The following is a 21,837-nucleotide window of genomic DNA, read 5'->3' as shown; positions in this document are numbered from 1 at the left end:
CAAGGATTGCTTGGAAGTTGGCGAGGGCTGGTAACACGTTCATGACAGGAAGGGAATAGAAAAAACCCGGAATAACCTTCCGGGCTTTCTCTGTTGCTGCATTGCAGCAGATATTAAAGCGCGTCGTGTGGATCCCTGCTCCACAAGAAGCGCTTTAACTGCTTGTTTTTATGCATGTCATTATCGCAAAACCGCTTAACACTTTTGCGCGACATGCATTAGATGTCGAACTGGTAGGATTTCGGCACGAAACGATAACCCGTATCCAGCTTTTCCGCATAGCCAACGGACGGGAAAGGCATGTGATAGCCGAGGAAAGGCAACCGGTCAGTGGCGATCATGTCATAGACCTTCTTGCGGGTTGCAGCGGCCGCTGCCTTGTCCATGTCGAACTTCACCTCCCAGTCCGGCCTTTGCAGCGACAGGACGAAGTGGTTGGCGGTATCCGCCGTCAGGATCAGCGGCCTGCCTTCCGATTCGACACGGAATATCATGTGCCCCGGCGAATGGCCGAAGGCCGCAATGCCGGTGATGCCGGACACCACATTGTCGCCGTCACCGATGAAGGTTGTCTTTTCCGCCAGCGGCTTGACGTTGGCGACAACGCCCTTGTGCCCACCCTCGGCAGGTGTTCCGACCCGCTTCTCATCCGTCCAGAAATCATATTCCGCCTGGCCGACCACGTAACGCGCCTTTGAAAAGGCCGGCGCGCCCTTTTCCATCAGCCCGCCGATGTGGTCGCCATGCATGTGGGTCAGCACCACCACGGTCACGTCTTCCGGTGTGTAACCGGCCGCCGCCATGCCTTCAATCAGGCGGCCATTGCCGGCGCCACGGCCGACCTCGCCGAAGCCCGTGTCGAACAGCACGAGGTCTGAGCCGGTATTGACGAGAACCGGCGAGAAGGAATTGACGAATTGCTCTTTAGGCAGAAAATTGTCTTCCAGCAATTTGCCGACCGTCTCTGCCGACTGGTCGGTGCCGAACGTCTCGCCCGGATTGGGTGCGGCGCGCGCGCCGTCCTTCACGACGAGCACCTCGAAATTGCCGAGCTTGAAGCGGTTGGTTTCCGGCGGCATGGCGTGTTTTATCTCCATGGAGGTCTGTGGCTGATTGGTCTGGGCCGTTGCGGTGCGCGCCATCAACAGCGGCGCGCCGAGGACGGTTGCGCCGGCCGCACCGATGAGGCCGCGTCTGCTCATGCTCAAGGATTGGGTCATCATCTTGTCTCCGATTTCGCCAACTGGCCGTTATCACCAACTGAACTCACCCAACGGACAATAGAGCGAGAAAGTTTCAAGAAAACCGGCCTCACGCAGGTTTGATCGGAGCGTTAGAAATAGACAATTAACATGTTGGCAAGCGGCCCCATCAGGCGTAGGAGGAACAAGCGACACCTTTGTCGCAGCGGAAAGCCGCAGGCAGCCCCATGAACCGCATCATCCCCCTCATCCTGGCAGTCGCTCTCTTTATGGAGCAGATGGACTCCACCGTCATCGCCACCTCGCTTCCGGCGATTGCGAAAGATCTCAATGTCGGACCGATCACGCTCAAGCTGGCGCTGACGGCCTATATGGTGGCGCTGGCGATCTTCATTCCCATCAGCGGCTGGATGGCCGACAAATACGGCGCGAAGAAAATCTTCCGTTTCGCCATCGGCGTTTTTGTCGTCGGGTCAATCTGTTGCGCGGTTTCGTCTTCGGTGTTCGAATTCGTCGTCTCGCGGTTCCTGCAGGGCATGGGCGGGGCGATGATGACGCCTGTCGGGCGCCTCGTGCTGCTGCGCACGACCAAGCGTAGTGAACTCGTTTCCGCCATGGCGTTGCTGACGATACCGGGGCTTGTCGGGCCGCTCACCGGCCCACCGATTGGCGGCTTCATCACCACCTATTTTTCATGGCACTGGATTTTCCTGATCAACGTGCCGATCGGCATCATCGGCATCTGGCTCTCGACCATCTTCCTGCCGGAAATCGAGACCACCAACCCGCCACCGATGGACGGCAAGGGGTTCGTGCTGTCAGGCATCGCCGCCTCGGGCGTGGTGTTCGGTGTGTCGGTGGTCAGCCTTCCGGCCCTGCCGCCGAGCATCGGTATCGCCTCGACGATCATCGGTTTCATCTGCGGATTTCTTTACATGCGCCACGCCGCGCGCCATCCCGCCCCCATTCTGGATTTTCGCATTTTCCAGAATGCGACGTTCCGGGCGGCCTCCGTCGGCGGCACAATCTTCCGCATTTCAACTGGCGCCATTCCCTTCCTGATGCCGCTGATGTTGCAGATCGGCTTCGGGCTCAACCCGTTCCAGTCGGGCATGATCACCTTTGCCGGCGCGATTGGCGCGATCACCACGAAATTCATGGCCAAGCGGGTGTTTGCGGCAACCGGGTTCAAGTCAACGCTGATCGGGGCCGGCATTGTCGGCGCCTGCACGACGCTTGCCAACAGCTTCTTCACGCCTGATACGCCCTACCCGCTGATCATGATCTTTCTGGTCACCGCAGGATTTGCCCGGTCGTTCTTCTTCACCGGATCGAACGCGCTCAGCTATTCCGATATCGAGGACAGCCAGGCCAGCCAAGCAACTTCAATGGCTTCGGTGCTGCAACAGATCAGCCTGGCGCTGGGCGTGGCTTTCGCCGCCTCCATTCTGGAAGTCAGCAGCATGATGTCCGGCACGCATCTGCAACTTGCCGATTTCCACATCGCCTTCACCATCGTGGCGCTGGTGTCGCTGTTCGCCGTCGTGCCGATCATCCGCATGGACGCACAGGCAGGCGCGGCCGTCTCCGGCCACCGCGGCAAGGTTTCGCAACCGGCGGAGTGATCAGTCTTCGGCAGCCTCTTGTGCGTCCGCATCGACAGCGGGCTCGTTCTTGCGGCCCTTGAAGTGCTTGGCAAGCAGGAACATCTCGACCGATTCCGAGCGTGACGAGGCAGGCTTGATGTGCAGGACCTGCTTGAAGTTCTTCTTCAGCATGTCCAGCAGCGCCTTTTCCGTGCCGCCCTGGAAGGTCTTTGCCAGGAAATGGCCGCCTTCCGCCAACACCTGAACGGCGAAATCGGCTGCGACTTCGCACAGATGCATGGTGCGGATGTGGTCGGTCTTCTGGTGGCCCGTGGTTGGTGCCGCCATATCCGACAAGACAAGATCGGGCGTGCCGCCGACAGCTTCCATCAGCTGGTCCGGTGCGGTCGGGTCGAGGAAGTCGAGCTGCAGGATCTTCACGCCGGGGATAGGATCGATTTCGAGGAAATCGATGGCTGCGACGCGAATATCGTCCTCGGTGGAATCGGTCACCTTGGAGGCGATCTGCGACCAGCTTCCGGGTGCGGCGCCAAGGTCGATGATGCGGGTCGCACCCTTCAGAATCTGATGCTTGTCGTTGATTTCCAAAAGCTTGAAGGCGGCGCGGGCGCGATAACCTTCAAGCTTCGCACGCTGCACATAGGGGTCATTGATATGACGCTCCAGCCAGCGGCGCGACGAGGCCTTGAGCTTGGTCTTCTTGACCTTCTGGCCGATCTTTCGGCCGGTACGATTGGTGCTTGTCGGCGCCTTGCTCATGTCAAACCTTCCGTTCTGTCCTGCCGTACCATCTGCATGCGCCTTATGCGGTTACGCCGCCATGCGCCGTCATCCGCCATCATATCCGTCAAAAGCCCTTCGCGCAGGCCACGATCTGCCACCCGCATGCGGCGTGACGGCCAGCGGCGGCGAATGGCCTCAAGAATGGCGCAACCCGCCAGAACCAGATCGGCCCTGTCAGGACCGATGCAGGCATTGGCGGCGCGACCGGCGAAATCCCATGCGAGCAACTTATCCTGCATCGCGGTCACCTCGGCGTCGGACAGCCAGAGGCCATCCACCTTGCGGCGATCATAGCGCGGCAGATCGAGATGGACACCCGCAAGCGTCGTCACCGTGCCGGATGTTCCGATCAGGTGGAAATCCTCGTGATGCAAATGCGGCGCCAGTGGCGGGCAATGGAACGCATCCAGCAGCCCTTCGACCTCCCGCACCATGGCGGCAAAGACATCGGGCGTCACATCACGGCCGCCGTGGCGTTCCGAGAGCGTGACGACGCCGACCGGCAGCGAGGTCCAGTGGGTGATGTGGTTGGCAAGCCGGTTCGAGCGGTTTTCACCGACCTTGATGACGGCGATTTCCGAAGATCCGCCGCCAATATCGAACAGCACAACGGAGCGCGCTTCCCGCCCGACAAGCGATGCGCAGCCAGAAACCGCAAGCCGGGCTTCCGTCTCGCGGCTGATGATTTCAAGTTTCAGCCCCGTTTCCCGCGTAACACGCGCCAAAAACTCCTCGCCATTGGAGGCGGCACGGCAGGCTTCGGTGGCGATCAACCGCATGCGCCTTATCGGGCGGCCGGAAAGTTTCGCCGAGCAGACCTTCAGAGCCTCGACGGCGCGATCCATCGCGTCATCGGAAAGCCGGCCGCTGGATACCAGCCCCTCGCCCAGCCGGACGATGCGTGAAAAGGCATCAACGACCCGGAACTGGCCGGGACGTGTGGGCTGCGCGATCAGCAGGCGGCAATTATTGGTGCCGAGATCGAGCGCCGCATACATATCCGCCGGCGTGTCCTGGCCATGCTCGTGCTGGCGGCCCGCCTGACGTGCGGAATCCAGTTGCTGGCGGTGCGGCTCCTGGGAAGCCCCGTTGGCGCGCCCGTTCTGCTTGCCGATATGTCTCGGTGCCTGGGAAGGAACCAGCGGGCGGCCCTGCGGATCACGACCACGCGGATCGCGATGAGCCCGCTTGCGGTTGCGCGACTTGCGAACACCACCGGGCGGTGCTGAGGATGGATTGGTGGCGTCCGTTACAATTGGAGCCTGCGCCTGCTCACCAGATGCAGGCACACTCTGCTGGGAGGACGTGCCTTTGCCGCGAGAACGCCGCCGGCGCTTTCTCTTGCGCGGTTCGGCATCCGGCTCGAGAGCCGACACGTAGGGAGAACCGGCCGGAACATCCGCGGCAACATCATGCGACAGCACAGCGGCGTCACGGGGCTTCCCGTCACGCTTGTGTTTCTTGCCACGACGGGATCGCTTCGCTTTCCCTTTGTTCGCCACCGATGCCCCTTGGTCCGACGGCTTTGGGCCGTTTCCGGGGTCGATCACTGTCTTGTCCATTTCGCCGCGCACAAGCGAAGACGCTATGCTGCTGGCTTTCATAAGGTTTCGTTGGGCAGACAATACCAGTGCAAGAGATTTTAGCCAAATGGTTTTTCCCGCACCGAAAACGGCAAGGGTTCACATGCGACAAAAAAGGCGGGCGCGACGGCCACAATCGCTGTGATTATTTTCGGCGACTTTCAAAACCGGGATATCAGACTGGGAGAAAAATTACTCCCATCTCCCGGTAAGTCCTTGTAGCATTTGAACTTATCGGGAGAAGGGAATGGTACGGTTGAGTGGGGTCGAACCACCGACCTCAGGTGCCACAAACCTGCGCTCTAACCAACTGAGCTACAACCGCACATGAAACGCCGAAGCGGCGTCACGGGGGGTGACATAAAAGGTGTTTCCCCCATTTGCAAGTGCCTCAGTGAATTTTGCGAAAAAAGGCATCGAAAGGCAAGCGCTTTCATTGCGCCGAGACGGATAACGGGCGAAGGCGAGGCCTGTTCATGTTAACTCTGTTTGGCGATTCATCCACCGGATGGTGGACCCCGCCGGCCTGTGAAGTTATTTAAAATTCTGTTAACGTGGTGCCATAGCGGGTTTACCTTTCAGCTTCATGAGGAGGCTGAAAAGCCCGCAAGGTCCGGTAGTGCCAGAATAGGTTTCGACATGCCCGCCGTCCAGTATCCCTTTATCGATATAGCAGTGCATGAACGGGTGCGTGAAGGTTTCGGGCGCGGCGAGGCGATGGCTTTGTTCTCGCTCGACCTTCAGAGTGCCCTTTGGGCCAACGGCCGGGGTGCGGCTTTGTTCGGCACGCCGATGGTTTACGATTTTCTGGAACAGGGGCCGAAGCGGCAGGATGTGACCTTCCGGCAGCTGGCGGCAACGGCGGCGCGGCTTTCCCGGGCAGGCGACAGCCTGCCGTTTACCATCCGCATCAATGCCGGTTTCCGCAGCATTGCCGTGACCGCCAAGGCGGAAATCATTGAAGCAGAACCGGGCCAGCCCGCAATACTGTTTTCCGCCCTTACCGATCAAACCGCACCTGACACGGCGGAATGCGCCCGGCGCATGATCGAAGGTTTTGACGACCCCGATATTCATATGGCGGTTCTGAATGGCGAGAACGAGATTATAGCTGCTTCGCCGCGCTTCTCGTCACTGGGTATTACGCCGCATACGGCAAGGACGCTGGTGCGCATGGCCGCGGGCCAGTCCGGTCATCTCGTCAAGCGTCCCGTGCCAACAGGCAAGGGTTATCTGCCGGCGGCTACCGGCCAGATCACGGCGTCGCCCGAACTCAACCTGATGTTCGTGGTCGAGACCGCGCTTGGTACGCTCGATCCTGTCAATGGGTTTGCTGAAGACAGGCCGCAGGAAACCCCGGCTGCCGTTCAGCCAGATTTGCCAGTTGCGGAGGCCGCACCTGTTGTCGCAGAAGCAGCCTCCTTTGATTCCGTGCTTGATGCCGTTGCCGGTATCGAGGATGTGGAGGACGTGCCGGAACTGCCCGTCGATGGCGAAGACGAGATTGTGACGGAACAGGAACTGGATGCCCTTCCCTTGCCGGCAGAAGAGCAGGCCGAGGCCCCGCTGGATATTCCTGTCGAAGATGCCGATGCGGCCGCGCATGAGGCCATGACCGACGATATTGCCGATCTCTTCGAACTCGATGCGGATGAGGCAGAGGCGCAGGTAATCGACCGTGCCGCCGGTCACGACCATGCTGAAGAGACATTGGCAGACGCTGAAAACGTACCAGCGGAAGAGATCACCGAAACCGTGACTGCGCAGGCAGCTGCGCCGGCGGCAGAGGAGATTCCGGCGGAAACGGAAGCCGCAGACGCAGCACCGGCTTTTGTTTTTAATGCCGGCGCGCGCGCCTCCCGTTTCGTCTGGAAAATCGATGCTGAAGGACGCTTCAGCTCGATTTCGCATGAATTCGCAGAAGCTGTCGGCGCAAAGGCGGCGGCTGTCGAGGGCATGGGCTTTGCCGATGTGGCCGCACTTTTCAACCTTGATCCGGATGGCAAGATTCGCGAACTTCTTAGCCGTCGCGACACATGGTCGGGCAAGACGATTTATTGGCCGGTGGAAGGCACTTCCCTGATGGTGCCAATCGACCTCGCCGCCCTGCCCACCTATACGCGCTCGCGCGAATTCGACGGTTTCCGTGGTTTCGGCATCGTGCGGCTTGCCGATGCCGCGCAAGATCCACATGCCACCGGCCTGACCTTCCTGGAAGGGGAAGAGGTTTTTCCGACCGAGACTTCGCCACAACCGGATGCCGAGGATGAAAGCCACGAATTGCTGGCGTTTATCGATGAGGATGACGTTGCCGAAGACGAAGCCGTTTCCGCCGGTGACGATGAGACCCCGACCGAATCTGGCGACACCACCGGCGAGGTGACGAACGAAGACCAGCGTCACGATGACAGCCAGGCGGAATTCGAAGCGCCGGTACCCGCTCCGGACGCCGAGCCTTCCTATTCCGACAAGGTCGTTCATCTGGAAGAGCGCCGCTCACGCTCCCGCGAGGGTCTGACCGCAGGCGAACAGGCCGCCTTCCGGGAAATCGGCCGGACACTTGCGCCCATCGACGCGCTTGCGGACGAGAGCCGCAAAGCGGACGAAGAGGTGCATTCCGCCGAGCCGGCTCCACAGTATAGCCGCGAAGATATCACGCCGGAAATCCCGGTGGACGAAACGCAGAATGTTCAAGAGGCTGCCAAGGCAACCGAAATGGCGGAAGAGGACGACCTTTTCGCTGACTATGTTCTCGGTGAGCGGCCGGCGGCTGCCCCGACACCGGCGACTGAAATAGACACCGGCGAAAAGGGAGACACCCCAACGGACCTGCAGCCGGCGGCTGATATTGCCGCTGCGATGGTCAGCCCTCCCCCTCGCCCCGCCGGCATACTGACGGCCGAGACGCTGGATCAGATGCCGGTGGCGCTTCTTGTCCATGCCGGCGACAGGCTGATCCACGCCAACCCGGATTTCCTGCGACTGACGGGCTACACCTCGCTTGAGGAGCTTCAGGACGTTGGCGGGCTGGAAGCGCTGCTGCAGCGGCAGGAGCTGGACGAGATGCCTGACAATGAGGGCGGCATGGTCGTGGTCAGTGCCGAAAACGACATCATTCCGGTCAAGGCGCGGTTACAGTCCATCCGCTGGGAAGAAACCAAGGCGCTGATGCTGTCGCTGGTTCCGCTGGAGGAAAAACAGACACCTGTTGCGGCAGCCAACGAAAATACGGCAGCGACAGCGGGTGCAGAAGCCGGCAGCGTTTCCGTGTTGCAGGGTGAAGTCGAGGAACTGCATTCCATTCTGGAAACCGCTACCGACGGCGTGGTGTTGCTGGGAGACAGCGGTGAAATCCGCTCGCTCAACCGTTCCGCCAGCGCGCTGTTCAACTATGACAATGGCGAAATCGCCGGAAAACCCTTCGTCACCCTGTTTGCGCATGAGAGCCAGCGCGCCGTGCTGGATTATCTCTCCGGCCTTGCCAATAACGGTGTGGCCAGCGTGTTGAATGATGGCCGCGAGGTGATCGGCCGCGAAGCATCCGGCGGGTTCCTGCCGCTGTTCATGACCATCGGGCGGCTTAAATCCTCGCATGGCTATTGCGCAGTCATTCGCGACATCACCCAGTGGAAGCGCACGGAAGAGGAACTCCGCAACGCCAAGCGCGCGGCGGAAACCGCCAATGCCCACAAGACCGATTTCCTGGCCCGCGTCAGCCATGAAATCCGCACACCGCTCAACGCCATTATCGGTTTTGCCGACATGATGGCGACCGAACGGTTCGGGCCGATCGGCCATCCGCGTTATGCGGAATATTCCAATGATATCGGCCGTTCCGGCCGGCATGTGCTCGACATCGTCAATGATCTGCTCGACATTTCCAAGATCGAAGCCGGGCAGATGGATGTGGATTTCATCGCCGTGCCGCTGAACGAAACGGTGGCCGAAGCCGTCTCGCTGGTGCAGCCGCAGGCCAACAATCAGCGTGTCATCATCCGCACCGCACTGTCGCAATCCGTGCCGCAGATCGTTGCCGACCTGCGCTCGATCAAGCAGATCGTGCTGAATATCCTGTCCAACGCCATCCGCTTCACGCCTTCCGGCGGCCAGATCGTGGTGTCTACGGCCTATGAGGCGAATGGCAGCGTCTCGCTGCGCATCCGCGACACCGGCATCGGCATGACGCGGGCGGAGCTGGAACAGGCCATGAAGCCATTCCGGCAGGTGGCCTCATCCAGCAAGCGCGTACGCGGCGACGGCACCGGGCTTGGCCTGCCACTGACGAAGGCGATGGTGGATGCCAACCGCGCAAATTTCTCCATCACCTCGACGCCGAATGAAGGCACGCTGGTGGAAATCACCTTTCCGTCGCAACGGGTTCTTGCCAACTGAGGTCATGCGGGCGTAGCAATGCGAAAGCCACCGGCGTAATGATCGCCGATCAAGGCTTTCGCAAGACAGGCCCGCATGCCCATGACGGTTTCCCTTCCAGCCACAAGACGTGTTTCAATACTGCCTGTCGCGGCGGTCATCGTCGCGGCCATTGCCGCCATGCCCATTCTGGCGATCTTCTGGCTGGCGCTCACCGGCAGCACGGAAGGATGGCAGCATCTTCTCGCCAATGTTCTGCCGCGTGCGGGGTTTCGCACATTCATGTTGCTGGGGATGACGGCCGCGACGACGGCGTTTTTCGGCATTGCCTGCGCCTGGCTCGTCACGACATTCGAATTTCCGCTGCGGCGTCTGTTGTCTGCGGCACTCGTGCTGCCGCTCGCCATTCCCTCTTATCTCGCCGCCTATGCCTTCGGCGAGTTCCTCGATTTCACCGGCCCGGTGCAGAGCGCTATTCGCGCCGCCTTCGACTATCACAGCATCCGCGATTACTGGTTTCCCGACATCCGCTCGCTTGGCGGCGCGGTGATCGTCCTGAGTTCGGTGCTTTACCCCTATGTCTATCTTTCGGCCCGCGCCGCCTTTTCCATGCAGGGCCGGTTTGCGGCGGAGGCGGCCCGCACGCTTGGCGCAAAGCCGCTCAGCGTGTTCTTTTCCGTGCAGTTGCCGATGGCGCGGCCGGCGATTGCCATCGGGCTTTCGCTCGTCTTGATGGAGACGCTGAACGATATCGGTGCAGTCGAATATCTCGGTGTCCAGACGCTGACCTTCACCATTTACGAGACCTGGCTCAATCGCGGCAATCTTGCCAATGCGACGCAGATCGCCGCCGTCATCCTCATCATCGTTGGCGCGCTGATCTTCATCGAACGCAATGCGCGTGAGAAACAGCGTTTCGGTGCGCCGAAAGCGACGAGTATGGCGCAGCGCCACCGGCTGAAGATGTTGACCGGCTGGCGGCGCTGGTGTGCGAGCCTGTTCTGTTTCCTGCCGGTGGCAAGCGGGTTTTTCATTCCCGTCATCGTGCTTGGGGGTTACGCCACCAAGCGGCTCGATGCGCTGTTTGCGCCGAAACTTCTGAAAGCGCTGGGCCACAGTCTCGAGGTCTCCCTCTCCGCCGCTTTCGTGACCCTGATCGCGGCTTTCATCTTCTCCTACGCCATTCGAACCGAGCGCTCGCGCACGTCAAAGGTCGCCGCCCGCCTCGGTTCCATGGGATATGGCGTGCCGGGAACGGTGCTTGCCATCGGCGTGCTTATTCCGCTCGCCGGCCTCGACAATGGCGTCGACGGGTTCATTCGGTCGCATTTCGGGTTTTCAAGCGGGTTGCTGCTTTCCGGCACCGCCTTCGCCATCATCTATGCCCATAGCGTGCGCTTCATGACCATGGCGGAAGGCACGCTCGATGCCGGTTTCCAGAAGCTCTCGCCGCATATCGACATGGCCTCGCGAACGCTTGGGCGCAATCGTTTACAAACGCTGTTCAAGGTGCTGCTGCCGAACATGCGGCCGGCGGCTCTGACTGCTTTTCTGCTCGTGCTGATCGAATCCATGAAGGAACTACCGGCGACCATCCTGCTCAGGCCTTTCGGTTTCAACACGCTTGCCACACTGGTCTATGAGGATGCATCCCGCTCCAGGGTGCAGGATGCCGCCGTGCCGGCGATCATCATCATCATCGCCGGGCTTATTCCCGTGCTTCTCGTCTCGAAATCCATGGATCATCCGGAAAACAGCTGAGCCGCGCCTGGTCTCTCGGCAAAAAGAAAGGCGGCCTTTCGGCCGCCTGTATTAGTTGTGCTTTTTTTAACGAGAGAAAGGGGGACAACCTCGCCATATGGAAATTATCAATCCCGGCCGTCAGAAATTTGACAGCCCTGCGTTAGGTTTACTTTCCGCCAACTCCTATTAACAAGCGGTTAAAACCAAAATCGAGCAATTACCGACGATAATTCCTATTTTGAGACCGTAAAGTCCCAAAACTAAATTATAGGTTTCTAATTTTATTGCGATTTCAACAGTAACGTGAGGAAATCGAAACAGAGCCGATAATCAGTTGCGGGCGGCGGCGTGCTCGTCCCGCATCCGCTGCAGTTCGGTGCGTTTGGACGTGATGGAGGTGACGATGACACCGATCGTCACAAGGCCGATGAGGATCGTGCAGATGGCATTGATTTCCGGCGTCACCCCGAGACGCACCTGCGAGTAAATCTTGATCGGCAACGTGGTTGCGCCAGGGCCTGTGGCGAAGCTGGCGATCACCAGATCGTCGAGCGACAGCGTAAACGCCAGCATCCAGCCGGCGATGACGGCGGGGAAGATCAATGGCAGGGTGATGCGGAAGAAAGTCTTCACCGGCGGGCAGCCAAGATCAAGTGCGGCTTCCTCAAGACTGCGGTCGAAGGTGAGCAGGCGTGACTGCACGACGATTGCCACATAACACATGGTGAAGGTGGTGTGGGCGATGACCACCGTCCAGAAACCACGATCCACCCCGACGGCCACGAACAAAAGCAGCAGCGACAGGCCGGTAATGACTTCAGGCATGACGAGCGGCGCATAGATCATGCCGGAAAACAGCACGCGTCCCGGGAAGCGGGCAAAATGGGTAAGCGACAGGGCCGCCAGTGTTCCGAGGATGGTGCCGATGGTGGCGCTTAAGATACCGACACGCAGCGTCACCCAGGCGGCATCCATCAGCCCCTGGTTCGACCACATGGACCTGTACCATTGCAGCGAGAAGCCGCCCCAGACCGTCACCAGTTTGGAGGCGTTGAAGGAATAAACGATCAGGATGATGATCGGGATATAGAGAAAGGCAAAACCGAGGGTGAGGACGGTGATGTCGAATTTTCCGCGCTTCATGGCCTCACCCCACCTTCTTCTGCTGGTTCTGGAAGATGGCAATCGGCACCACCAGCAACAGCAGGAGCAACACGGCCACCGCCGATGCCAAGGGCCAGTCGCGGTTGCCGAAGAATTCCGTCCACAGCGTCTTGCCGATCATCAATGTCTGCGCGCCGCCGAGCAGATCGGGAATGACGAATTCGCCTGTTATCGGGATGAAGCAGATCATCGACCCGGCAACCACGCCCGGCAGCGACAGCGGGAAAGTGATCTTCCAGAAGGCCTTCCATGGCGGGCAGCCAAGATCGGCGGCCGCTTCAAGAAGCGTATTGTCGAGTTTTTCCAGCGCCGAATAGAGCGGCAGTACCATGAAGGGCAGATAGGAATAAACGATGCCGATGAAGATCGCCGTCTCGGTGCGGAAGATGTTGACCTGCTGGTCAGGCCCCAGAAGACCGATCGACTGGAACAGCACCGTCAGCAGGCCCTCCGGTTTCAGAATGCCGATCCAGGCGTAAACGCGGATCAGGAACGAGGTCCAGAACGGCAGGATCACCAGCATCACCAGTGTCGGCCGTACGGCTGAAGGCGCGCGCGCCATGGCCAGCGCCATGGGATAACCGATGAGCAGCAGCAGGCAGGTGGAGATGAAGGCGATGCGCAGCGACGACAGATAGGCGTCGATGTAGAGCGGGTCTTCCGTCAGGAACAGGTAATTCTCGAAATCCAGCTGCGAGAAGAACGCGCCGAGCTTCGAAAAGCCTTCGAAGACCGGCGTGTAGGGCGGCATGGATATGGCCGTATCCGACAGCGAAATCTTGAAGATGATGAAAAACGGCGCTGCGAAGAACAGCAGCAGCCAGAAATAGGGAACCGCAACGACCAGCCAGCGCCAGGGGCTTTGCCGGTTCTCGGGAGTGGTGATCGCCATGAAAGCCTCCCTCAGCGCGTCAGGACAAGACCTGAATCCGATTTCCAGTTCAACCACACCATGTCGCCGAAGGTGATCGGACGATCAACGAGACGGGACACATTCGCCTGCGCCGCACGGAGGACACGGCCATCGGCGAGCTTGACGATGAAGACCGAGAAGTCACCGAGATAACCAATATCCCAGACCTCGCCATAGGCGGAATTGACGGAGCTGTCTGCCGGCTCATCCAGCGAGATGCGGACCTTTTCCGGGCGGATGGCATAAGCCACCTGACTGCCGGTCGCCGCCGCGCATTCCTGCTCCACCGCCACTTTCAGCCCGTCGCAATCGAGCGTCACCAGACCCGGTTTGCCGATATCGGAGGCATTGGCAACGACATTGGCGTCGAAAATATTGATGTCGCCGATGAAGTCAGCCACGTAGCGGCTGTTCGGCGCCTCGTAAATCTCGGCAGGCGTCGCCACCTGCACAACGATGCCCTTGTCCATGACGGCGATGCGGTCCGACACCGTCATCGCCTCTTCCTGATCGTGGGTAACGATCAGGAAGGTGAGGCCGAGATTGGTCTGAATGTCCATCAGCTCGAATTGGGTTTCCTCGCGCAGCTTCTTGTCGAGCGCGCCGAGTGGCTCATCCAGCAACAGCACCTTCGGCCGCTTGGCGAGCGAACGGGCGAGCGCCACGCGCTGCCGCTGGCCGCCGGAAAGCTGGCTGGGCTTACGTTTGGCAAATTCCGTAAGTTTGACGAGCCGCAGCATTTCCTCGACGCGCGAAGCGATTTCCGCTTTCGGCAAACCGTCCTGTTCGAGACCGAAGGCGATGTTCTTTTCCACCGACATATGCGGGAAAAGCGCATAGGACTGGAACATCATGTTGGTGGGACGCTTATAGGGCGGGACTCCGGAAATATCCTTGCCCTGCAACAGGATGCGGCCCTCGGTCGGCTCTTCGAAACCGGCCAGCATGCGCATCAGCGTGGTCTTGCCGCAGCCAGAGGGACCAAGCAGCGAGAAGAACTCGCGCTCGTAAATGTCGAGCGTCAGATTGTTGACGGCGACAAAATCGCCGAAACGCTTGGTGACATTTTCAAAACGGATGAAGGGAACCGCATCGGGGTTGTCCCACGGGCTGAATTTGCGTTTGACCGGCCCCAGAGTTTTCGCCATTCACCCTACCCTCAAATCCCGTTGGTCTTTCGATCGATGCTTCGGGGCGGGCAGCGCCGGCAGGTAAGGTGACCTGCCGGCAAAGCTATCAGAGAAACAGGCCCGCCGGCCGTTCCTCAACCAGCGGACGGAAATGTCAGCTGCCGGTCTTTATCTGCGTCCAGACGCGGTTCAGCACACGCTGTTCCTTCGGTCCGTAAGGCGAGATGGTGAAGAGCTTCTTCATCGTCTCGGCATCGGGATAGACCGCAGGATTTTTCGAAACCGACTCATCCATCAGCGCCTGCGAGGCGAGATTGCCATTGGCGTATTGAACGTAGTTCGACGCCTTGGCGATGACTTCCGGCCGCATCAGATAGTTGATGAAGGCATGCGCTTCCTCGACATTCTTGGCATCCGCCGGGATGGCAAGGTTGTCGAACCACATATAGGTGCCTTCCTTCGGGATGACGTAATTCACCTCAACGCCGTTCTTGGCTTCTTCCGCGCGGCTTTTCGCCTGCAGGATATCGCCCGACCAGCCGATGGTGATGCAGCTGTCGCCATTCGCGAGTTCATCGATATAGGCGGAGGAATTAAACGTCTTCACATAGGGGCGGATCTTCGAGTAGACCTCGCCGCCCGCTTCCAGATCGGCCGTTTCCTTGCTGTCCGGGTTCTTGCCGAGATAATTCATGGCAATGGCGAAGGTTTCATCCGACGCATCGAGAATATTGATGCCGCAGGATTTCAGCTTTTCGGCATTTTCCGGCTTGAAGAGAACATCCCAGCTATCAACAGGCACATCGCCGAGAGCAGCCTTCACCTTGGCGACGTTATAACCGATGCCGGTGGTGCCCCACATGTAGTTCACGGCATATTCGTTGCCGGGGTCGTATTTCGCCAGGCGCTCGGAGACCTCAGGCCACATGTTCTTCAGATTCGGCAACTTGGACTTGTCGAGCTTCTGGAACACGCCGGCATTGATCTGACGGGCGAGGAAGGGGCCGGTTGGCACCACGACGTCATAACCGGAGCTGCCGGCCAGAAGCTTGGTTTCCACAAGCTCGTTGCTGTCGAACACGTCATAGACAACCTTGATACCGGTTTCCTTGGTGAAATCGGCAAGCACTGATTCGTCGATATAATCCGACCAGTTATAGACGTGGACGACCTTCTCCTGGGCCATTGCCGAGCCTGCTGCAACGAGCGCGGTGGTGAGAGCCAAGGTCAGGCGGAGAGAACGGTTTTTCATGATGTCTCCTGTTAACGCATCCTCACGGTGGGAGCGTGATCCCCTTTTTTTGGAGAGACTAGAAAGGAAAACAAAAGGGAGCAAGCGGGAAATGTGCAGCACAGCATTTTCAACCGAATGTTTTCCGGTCACAAAAAAGCGAATGGAAACACCTACTGGAAGTCGAAAACACTGAGACCGGTGACCATTTCATCCAGCCCCAGGGGCCGCGTCAGCGGTGCTTCGGCCCGCGACAGACAGCCCTGCCTTTCGCACAGCCGGCAGGAGGGACCGACGGTGACAGGCGCAGCACCCGAGGCGGCGGGACCATAGACCGTCTCTCCCGCCTGAGCGAGATCGCAGCCGACCAGCACGGCCGTGCGCCTTACCCTTTCGCCAAAACCCGCCTGCGGGCCTTCGAGTGTGCGCGAAACAGTGAGAAAGGCGTCACCATCAGGCATTTCCACCGCTTCCACCAGCACCTGCCCCGGCTGGGCGAAGGCTGCATGGATATTGAGCCGTGGACAGAGCCCACCGAAACGCGCCCTTGGAAAACCGCCGGCGCCTGCGAGGCGGAACCTGTTGCCGGCATTGTCTATCTCCATCAGGAAAAACGGAATTGCCGCAGCCGTCGGTCGTTGCAGGCTGACGAGGCGGTTGGCAGCCTGTTCAAACGACACATTGAAGCGCGATCGCAAAACCTCAAGGTCATATTTTGCGCGCTGGGCGGCGGCAAGGAATGCACCATAGGGCATCATCAGCGCATGGGCGGCATAACGCGCCAGTTCAAAACGGGCGATGCGCCGCGCTTCCTCGCCCTTCAGGCCAAGCGCCTCCAATTCCGCACCGATCTCTTCGCGAAGCGCCAGAAGACAGGTCTCCATAGCCATTTCCCTCAGCTGATCCGGCTGCGACAGGCGCTCGGATAAAAACAGCCGCATGGAATGGCGATCGTAACGCCGCCGCAGATTGGGCATGGCATGGACCGGCAGGGTTCTGACGACGATGCCGTGGTTTTTCTGGAGCCATGCGCGCAGACCGGAGGCGAGATCATCGCCTGATGACAATTGTTTGTGGAGTTCTTCCGCCGACGCATCGATGGTGTGGAAATAGGCCGGCCGGTTTTCAAAGACGTGCCGTACTTCATCGATCGGCAGGCGGGTGGAGGAAAGCGCCGTCTCATGCCCCTCGCGCGCCAGGAGATCGGAGAGGTCGGAAAGGCGTTGCGCCTGCTCCCGATAGGCCCGGTAAAGCTTGAGGACACCGCTTGCGGCATTGGGCGCAGCATCGGCGACTTCGATCAGTTCCTGCGGCGACGGTACCTCGCCCGCAAGCAACGGATCGGCAAAAACCTCGCGCAGCTGCCCGGCGGAACCGGCGCTTTCGCCTTGCAGGTCATCCAGATCGACCTTGTAAACGGAGGCGAGTTTCAGCAGCAGCTGCACGGTGAGCGGCCGCTGGTTGCGCTCGATGAGATTGAGATAGGACGGCGAGATCGCCAGCGCCTCGGCCATGGCGGTCTGCGTCAGCGCGAGACCATTGCGTATGCGGCGCACGCGTGGGCCAGCAAAAATCTTGTTTTCCGACACAGTGTCGCCCCTCCATCCACGTCAACTCATACAAGCCTGTTACAAAATCGTCGACTTAAAGTCTTTTACAAAATTTACAATTTTACAGCTCCACCCTGTCATGCATCCTACAGGATAACCTCTTTCAAGTCACTGTTTTTATGTTTGTTCTGGCGCGCAAATCTGGAAAAATGTAAATGTAGTCACATCGAACGGCGCTCATGAAATCGAAAGCAAGCCGTTTCCGAAACTGCATTTGTCATGGGAGAGAGAAGTATGACGGATTTTTACAAGCTTGTTCCGGGCGCACCGCAGGGGCGTTTTGACGGCATTGAGCGCACTTACACCGCTGCCGACGTGGAGCGGCTGCGCGGCTCCGTCGAAATCCGCCATTCGCTGGCCGAGATGGGGGCGAACCGGCTGTGGACGCTGATCAACGAAGAGAGTTTCGTCAATGCGCTCGGCGCGCTCTCCGGCAACCAGGCCATGCAGATGGTTCGCGCCGGGCTGAAGGCGATTTATCTTTCCGGCTGGCAGGTCGCGGCCGATGCCAACACGGCGTCGGCCATGTATCCGGACCAGTCGCTTTATCCGGCCAATGCGGCGCCGGAGCTCGCCAAGCGCATCAACCGCACCTTGCAGCGCGCCGACCAGATCGAGACCGCGGAAGGCAAGGGCCTTTCGGTCGATACCTGGTTCGCGCCCATCGTTGCCGATGCGGAGGCCGGTTTCGGCGGGCCACTAAACGCCTTCGAGATCATGAAGGCCTTTATCGAGGCGGGTGCGGCCGGTGTTCACTATGAAGACCAGCTGGCATCGGAAAAGAAGTGCGGCCATCTCGGCGGCAAGGTTCTGATCCCGACGGCGGCGCATATCCGCAACCTGACGGCGGCACGGCTTGCGGCTGATGTCATGGGTGTGCCGACGCTGGTCATCGCCCGCACGGATGCGGAGGCAGCCAAGCTTCTGACCTCGGATATCGACGAGCGCGACCAGCCCTTCGTGGATTACGATGCCGGCCGCACCGTCGAGGGCTTCTATCAGGTTAAGAACGGTCTTGAACCCTGCATTGCCCGCGCTGTTGCCTATGCGCCCTATTGCGATCTGATCTGGTGCGAGACATCCAAGCCGGATCTCGAACAGGCGCGCAGGTTTGCGGAAGGCGTGCACAAGGTGCATCCCGGCAAGAAGCTCGCTTATAATTGCTCGCCGTCGTTCAACTGGAAAAAGAACCTCGACGACGCAACGATTGCCAAGTTCCAGCGTGAGCTGGGCGCGATGGGCTACAAGTTCCAGTTCATCACGCTTGCCGGCTTCCACCAGCTAAATTTCGGCATGTTCGAACTGGCGCGCGGTTACAAGGACCGACAGATGGCCGCCTATTCCGAGCTTCAGGAAGCGGAATTCGCAGCCGAGGTTAACGGTTACACCGCCACCAAGCACCAGCGCGAAGTTGGCACCGGCTATTTCGACGCCGTGTCACTGGCGATCTCGGGCGGCACGTCTTCGACCACCGCCATGAAGGAATCCACCGAGCACGACCAGTTCCGCCCGGCGGCTGAATAAACAGGTAAAACGGCCCTTTCCGATTTCGGGAAGGGCTTGCAAACCGGATCAAGAACCCCGACCAATAAAGAGAGGAGAAATGCCATGAATGCCCACAACCCCATCAAGACCCACGTCAAGGAACGCGCCGAGGAGCAGTCCTCCGCCATGACGCAGGATCAGCAAGCCGCCATCCGCATGCTGGCCAATGATCTGCACCGCCTTAACCAGGCCGTCATGAAAGCCGTTGAGGCGGGTGTTTCCGTCGAGCTGGTCCGCTCGGCCCGCCACCATGGCGGCGGCGGCAACTGGGGCGATCTGCTGATCCCGGTCATCGTCGCGCAGGGCGCTGCGGCCTGAAACGGCCCCACCCCTTTACGCCGGACGACTCTTGCGTCCGGCATATAAATCGGAATGCCCCTTGATCAGACGGGTCATCCGGTCCGCCACCGTCCGTATATCGCGGCGGTGGCGATCGTCATTGTTCATGACGATCCACTGATTATGGCGGAGAGGTTCGATCTCGCCGCCCTCGCGTGTGAGCCGTGCATCCGCATCGCCGACGAAACAGGGGAGAACGGCGACGCCTGCCCCTGATAGCACCAGATCAAGAAGCGCGGTTGGCCGGTTCACCGTTACCACGATATCACCACTACGGTTTTCGTGCGGCCAGCGCAGATAGGCGGAAATGGCGTTTTCGTCCGTCACTGCCAATAAGCGGTCGGCAACCGATGCAGTTGCGTTGCGCAATCTGTAGGGCGCATAGGCCACCTCCCCCGTCTTGATGGCGGCAAGGTTCTTTTCCTGCGGCTCGAAAGCGCGGATACCGATGTCGTTTTCGCGATGGGCCAGGGACGCCCTCTGTTCCGCAATGAAGAGATCGATGCGGAAATCATCACGATCCGTACAGATGGCGGAGAAGTTCCCGGTCAGCAGCCAGGCGTTCCAGGTGCCAACGGCAATGCGCACGACGGAAGAGGCCGATGACGCCTTCTGCCATCCTTCGATGTCCTTCGCTGCATGCTCCATTGCCTGAAGCCGGTCGAACAATGCGCGGCCATCCGCCGTCAGGGCGTATCCCGTCTGGCTGCGCTGGAACAGGGCCTTGCCAATGCGCTCCTCCAGCTCGACCATGCGCCGCCCGACGGTTGCCGGGCTCAAACCCGTCAGCGCAGCGGCACCCGTCAGACCGCCGCTGCGTGACACATTAAGGAAAAGCTGATAGGAATCCCATGTGACGTTTTTCATTGGTGAAAAACGTAGCGCATTTTCTTGCGCAGATAAATCAAAAAACGGCGCGCATCATGGCCCTCCGCATTACGAGGAGAGTGACATGCACGCGATTTTTGCAGCCCGGGCCATCATCGAAAACCAGCAGCCGCGCACACGGCGCGAGGTCATTCAGCAGGAAGAGAAATTTTATGCCGATATGGCGCAGGCATCGCGCCCATCGCGGTTTTTCAGCGCTCTTTTCGGCTTGATGAAGGCGAAGGGCCGCCGATCAGTAAAAGAGGGCGATCAGGGTCGCGATAGCGCCGGCGGCGATGACGGTCAGTCGAAGAGCCAGCTGCCGGCTCTCGCTTTCGGCGCGGGCGATGGCAATGGCGCGAGGGCGGCGATGTGCGGATCTGTTCATGCGCGGGCTCCTGACGAAAAACTCAACCGACCCATGCCCTGTTAAGAGCCTCCAGCATGACTTCATGTATAGCGGGATCACTTGAGTAACCCGGCTTTGCTGGCATTCACTCAGGATGACTCGGTGTCCATTAACAAGGTGTTAATGGGCGCGGTTTCAGGCGAATTCGCCCGCCGCCTGCCCGGAGGCCCAGGCCCACTGGAAATTATAACCGCCGAGCCAACCGGTAACATCAACACATTCGCCGATGAAATAGAGGCCGGCGACCGATTTCGCCGCCATGCTACGGGAATCGAGGCCGGTCGTGTCCACACCGCCGAGCGTGACTTCCGCCGTGCGATAACCTTCCGAACCGGCAGGCTTGATCTGCCAGTCCTGCACCTGTGCGGCCAGCTTTGTAAGAGCCTTTTCGGACATATCGGCGAGATTGCCGATCAGGCCGGATTGTTCGACCACATGCTGAGCGAGCCGTTTCGGCAGGATTTCTGCGAGAGCAGTTTGCGCGGACTGACGGCCGTTCTTCTGTTTAGCCTCTTTCAGCAACGCAACAATATCGCGCCCCGGCTCCAGTTTCAGACGGATGACATCACCCTCCCGCCAATAGGAGGAAATTTGCAGGATCGAGGGACCACTCAAACCGCGATGGGTGAACAGCAGTGCTTCGTTGAAAGCCGTCTTGCCGTGCGAAATTTCAGCTGGAACCGCGACACCGGCAAGCGGGCTCAGCCTTTCAAGCGCTGCGGGATCGAGCGTCAGCGGCACCAGGCCGGGACGCGTTTCGATGAGTTTGAGGCCGAATTGTTCGGCGATCTGATAGGCAAAACCCGTCGCGCCCATTTTCGGGATCGACTTGCCGCCTGTCGCCACGACAAGGCTTTCGGCCTCGATGACGCCGCCAGACGTGGTCACGCGAAAACGCCCACCATCATAGGCAACGGTCGAGACGGCAGTTTCGAGCCGCAGCTTCGCATTCACCGCCTGCATTTCGCCAAGCAGCATGCGGATAATGTCCTTGGCGCTGTCATCACAAAACAGCTGGCCGAGCGTCTTTTCATGCCAGGCGATGCGGTGTTTTTCCACCAGTGCAATGAAATCGCGCGGCGTATACCGGGCTAGCGCGGATTTGGCGAAATGCGGGTTGGCGGAGAGATAATTCTTCGGCCCGGCATGGATATTGGTGAAATTGCAGCGGCCGCCGCCGGAGATGCGGATTTTCTCCCCCGGCGCCCTGGCATGGTCAAGAATGATGACGGAGCGGCCGCGCTGACCGGCGCGGATGGCGCACATCATGCCGGCGGCGCCCGCCCCCAAAATCAGCACGTCACATTTCTCTGTCATCATTCCATCCGATCCGTTTCCTT

At 59.6% G+C, this 21,837-nt stretch carries 16 protein-coding genes and 1 tRNA gene; 6 read left to right on the top strand and 11 right to left on the bottom strand.

Going from position 1 to position 21,837, the window contains the following annotated elements:
• Positions 1–218 precede the first annotated feature (218 nt).
• Positions 219–1,220, bottom strand: coding sequence for an MBL fold metallo-hydrolase (locus EXN68_RS13065; RefSeq protein ID WP_161991333.1), 1,002 nt, complete (start codon positions 1,218–1,220; stop codon positions 219–221).
• Positions 1,221–1,429: 209 nt separating this feature from the next.
• On the opposite strand from EXN68_RS13065, the gene EXN68_RS13060 reads away from it, so the two are divergent.
• The gene (locus EXN68_RS13060; RefSeq protein WP_142841204.1) at positions 1,430–2,827 is read left to right on the top strand and encodes an MDR family MFS transporter; all 1,398 of its coding nucleotides are present in this window, start codon (positions 1,430–1,432) and stop codon (positions 2,825–2,827) included.
• On the opposite strand, the gene EXN68_RS13055 is transcribed toward EXN68_RS13060, so the two are convergent.
• The 3 genes from EXN68_RS13055 to EXN68_RS13045 all read right to left on the bottom strand — a co-directional run bounded on the left by EXN68_RS13055 (position 2,828) and on the right by EXN68_RS13045 (position 5,500).
• Entirely contained in the window at positions 2,828–3,568 is a 741-nt protein-coding gene (locus EXN68_RS13055; RefSeq protein ID WP_142841202.1) for an RlmE family RNA methyltransferase, read from the bottom strand.
• Positions 3,565–5,196: a Ppx/GppA phosphatase family protein gene (locus tag EXN68_RS13050; protein ID WP_161991322.1), complete on the bottom strand. Its 1,632-nt coding sequence runs from the start codon at positions 5,194–5,196 to the stop codon at positions 3,565–3,567. The genes EXN68_RS13055 and EXN68_RS13050 overlap by 4 nt, the downstream gene beginning before the upstream one ends.
• 227 nt (positions 5,197–5,423) lie before the next feature.
• Positions 5,424–5,500, bottom strand: a tRNA-His gene (locus EXN68_RS13045).
• 314 nt (positions 5,501–5,814) lie between these two features.
• Between EXN68_RS13045 and EXN68_RS13040 the strand changes: the two genes are divergently transcribed.
• Both EXN68_RS13040 and EXN68_RS13035 read left to right on the top strand, forming a co-directional pair.
• Complete coding sequence (locus tag EXN68_RS13040) at positions 5,815–9,567, top strand: ATP-binding protein (RefSeq protein WP_142841199.1); 3,753 nt, start codon at positions 5,815–5,817, stop codon at positions 9,565–9,567.
• Between the two features lie 75 nt (positions 9,568–9,642).
• Entirely contained in the window at positions 9,643–11,307 is a 1,665-nt protein-coding gene (locus tag EXN68_RS13035; RefSeq protein ID WP_161991321.1) for an ABC transporter permease, read from the top strand.
• Positions 11,308–11,619: 312 nt separating this feature from the next.
• On the opposite strand, the gene EXN68_RS13030 is transcribed toward EXN68_RS13035, so the two are convergent.
• The 5 genes from EXN68_RS13030 to EXN68_RS13010 form a co-directional block, all read right to left on the bottom strand.
• Positions 11,620–12,432: an ABC transporter permease gene (locus tag EXN68_RS13030; protein ID WP_142841198.1), complete on the bottom strand. Its 813-nt coding sequence runs from the start codon at positions 12,430–12,432 to the stop codon at positions 11,620–11,622.
• A gap of 4 nt (positions 12,433–12,436) precedes the next feature.
• Positions 12,437–13,345: an ABC transporter permease subunit gene (locus tag EXN68_RS13025; protein ID WP_142841196.1), complete on the bottom strand. Its 909-nt coding sequence runs from the start codon at positions 13,343–13,345 to the stop codon at positions 12,437–12,439.
• 11 nt (positions 13,346–13,356) lie between these two features.
• Complete coding sequence (locus EXN68_RS13020; protein WP_142841194.1) at positions 13,357–14,514, bottom strand: ABC transporter ATP-binding protein; 1,158 nt, start codon at positions 14,512–14,514, stop codon at positions 13,357–13,359.
• A 136-nt stretch (positions 14,515–14,650) separates the two neighbouring features.
• On the bottom strand, positions 14,651–15,748 hold the full coding sequence (locus tag EXN68_RS13015; RefSeq protein ID WP_142841192.1) for a polyamine ABC transporter substrate-binding protein: 1,098 nt from the start codon (positions 15,746–15,748) through the stop codon (positions 14,651–14,653).
• A gap of 152 nt (positions 15,749–15,900) precedes the next feature.
• Entirely contained in the window at positions 15,901–17,316 is a 1,416-nt protein-coding gene (locus tag EXN68_RS13010; protein ID WP_142841190.1) for a helix-turn-helix domain-containing protein, read from the bottom strand.
• Positions 17,317–17,571: 255 nt separating this feature from the next.
• Here EXN68_RS13010 and aceA point away from each other — a divergent pair, with 255 nt between their 5' ends.
• Entirely contained in the window at positions 17,572–18,861 is a 1,290-nt protein-coding gene (gene aceA / locus EXN68_RS13005; protein ID WP_142841188.1) for an isocitrate lyase, read from the top strand.
• An 84-nt stretch (positions 18,862–18,945) separates the two neighbouring features.
• Entirely contained in the window at positions 18,946–19,200 is a 255-nt protein-coding gene (locus EXN68_RS13000) for an SMc00767 family acetate metabolism repressor (RefSeq protein ID WP_046800624.1), read from the top strand.
• A gap of 15 nt (positions 19,201–19,215) precedes the next feature.
• Here the strand turns inward: EXN68_RS13000 and EXN68_RS12995 are convergent, their stop codons facing one another.
• On the bottom strand, positions 19,216–20,088 hold the full coding sequence (locus EXN68_RS12995) for a LysR family transcriptional regulator (protein WP_142841187.1): 873 nt from the start codon (positions 20,086–20,088) through the stop codon (positions 19,216–19,218).
• Between the two features lie 85 nt (positions 20,089–20,173).
• Here EXN68_RS12995 and EXN68_RS12990 point away from each other — a divergent pair, with 85 nt between their 5' ends.
• Positions 20,174–20,521, top strand: a complete 348-nt coding sequence (locus EXN68_RS12990; RefSeq protein ID WP_142841185.1) for a hypothetical protein — start codon at positions 20,174–20,176, stop codon at positions 20,519–20,521.
• Positions 20,522–20,632: 111 nt separating this feature from the next.
• Here the strand turns inward: EXN68_RS12990 and EXN68_RS12985 are convergent, their stop codons facing one another.
• Positions 20,633–21,817 (bottom strand): BaiN/RdsA family NAD(P)/FAD-dependent oxidoreductase, encoded by a 1,185-nt coding sequence (locus tag EXN68_RS12985; protein ID WP_142841183.1) that lies wholly within the window; start codon positions 21,815–21,817, stop codon positions 20,633–20,635.
• Positions 21,818–21,837: the final 20 nt, after the last annotated feature.

This window comes from Martinezella rhizogenes, assembly GCF_007002745.1.
GTDB classification, from domain to species: Bacteria; Pseudomonadota; Alphaproteobacteria; order Rhizobiales; family Rhizobiaceae; genus Agrobacterium; species Agrobacterium cucumeris.
The sequence above is the reverse complement of the archived record's forward strand: the minus strand, read 5'-3'. Positions and strand labels throughout refer to the sequence as shown.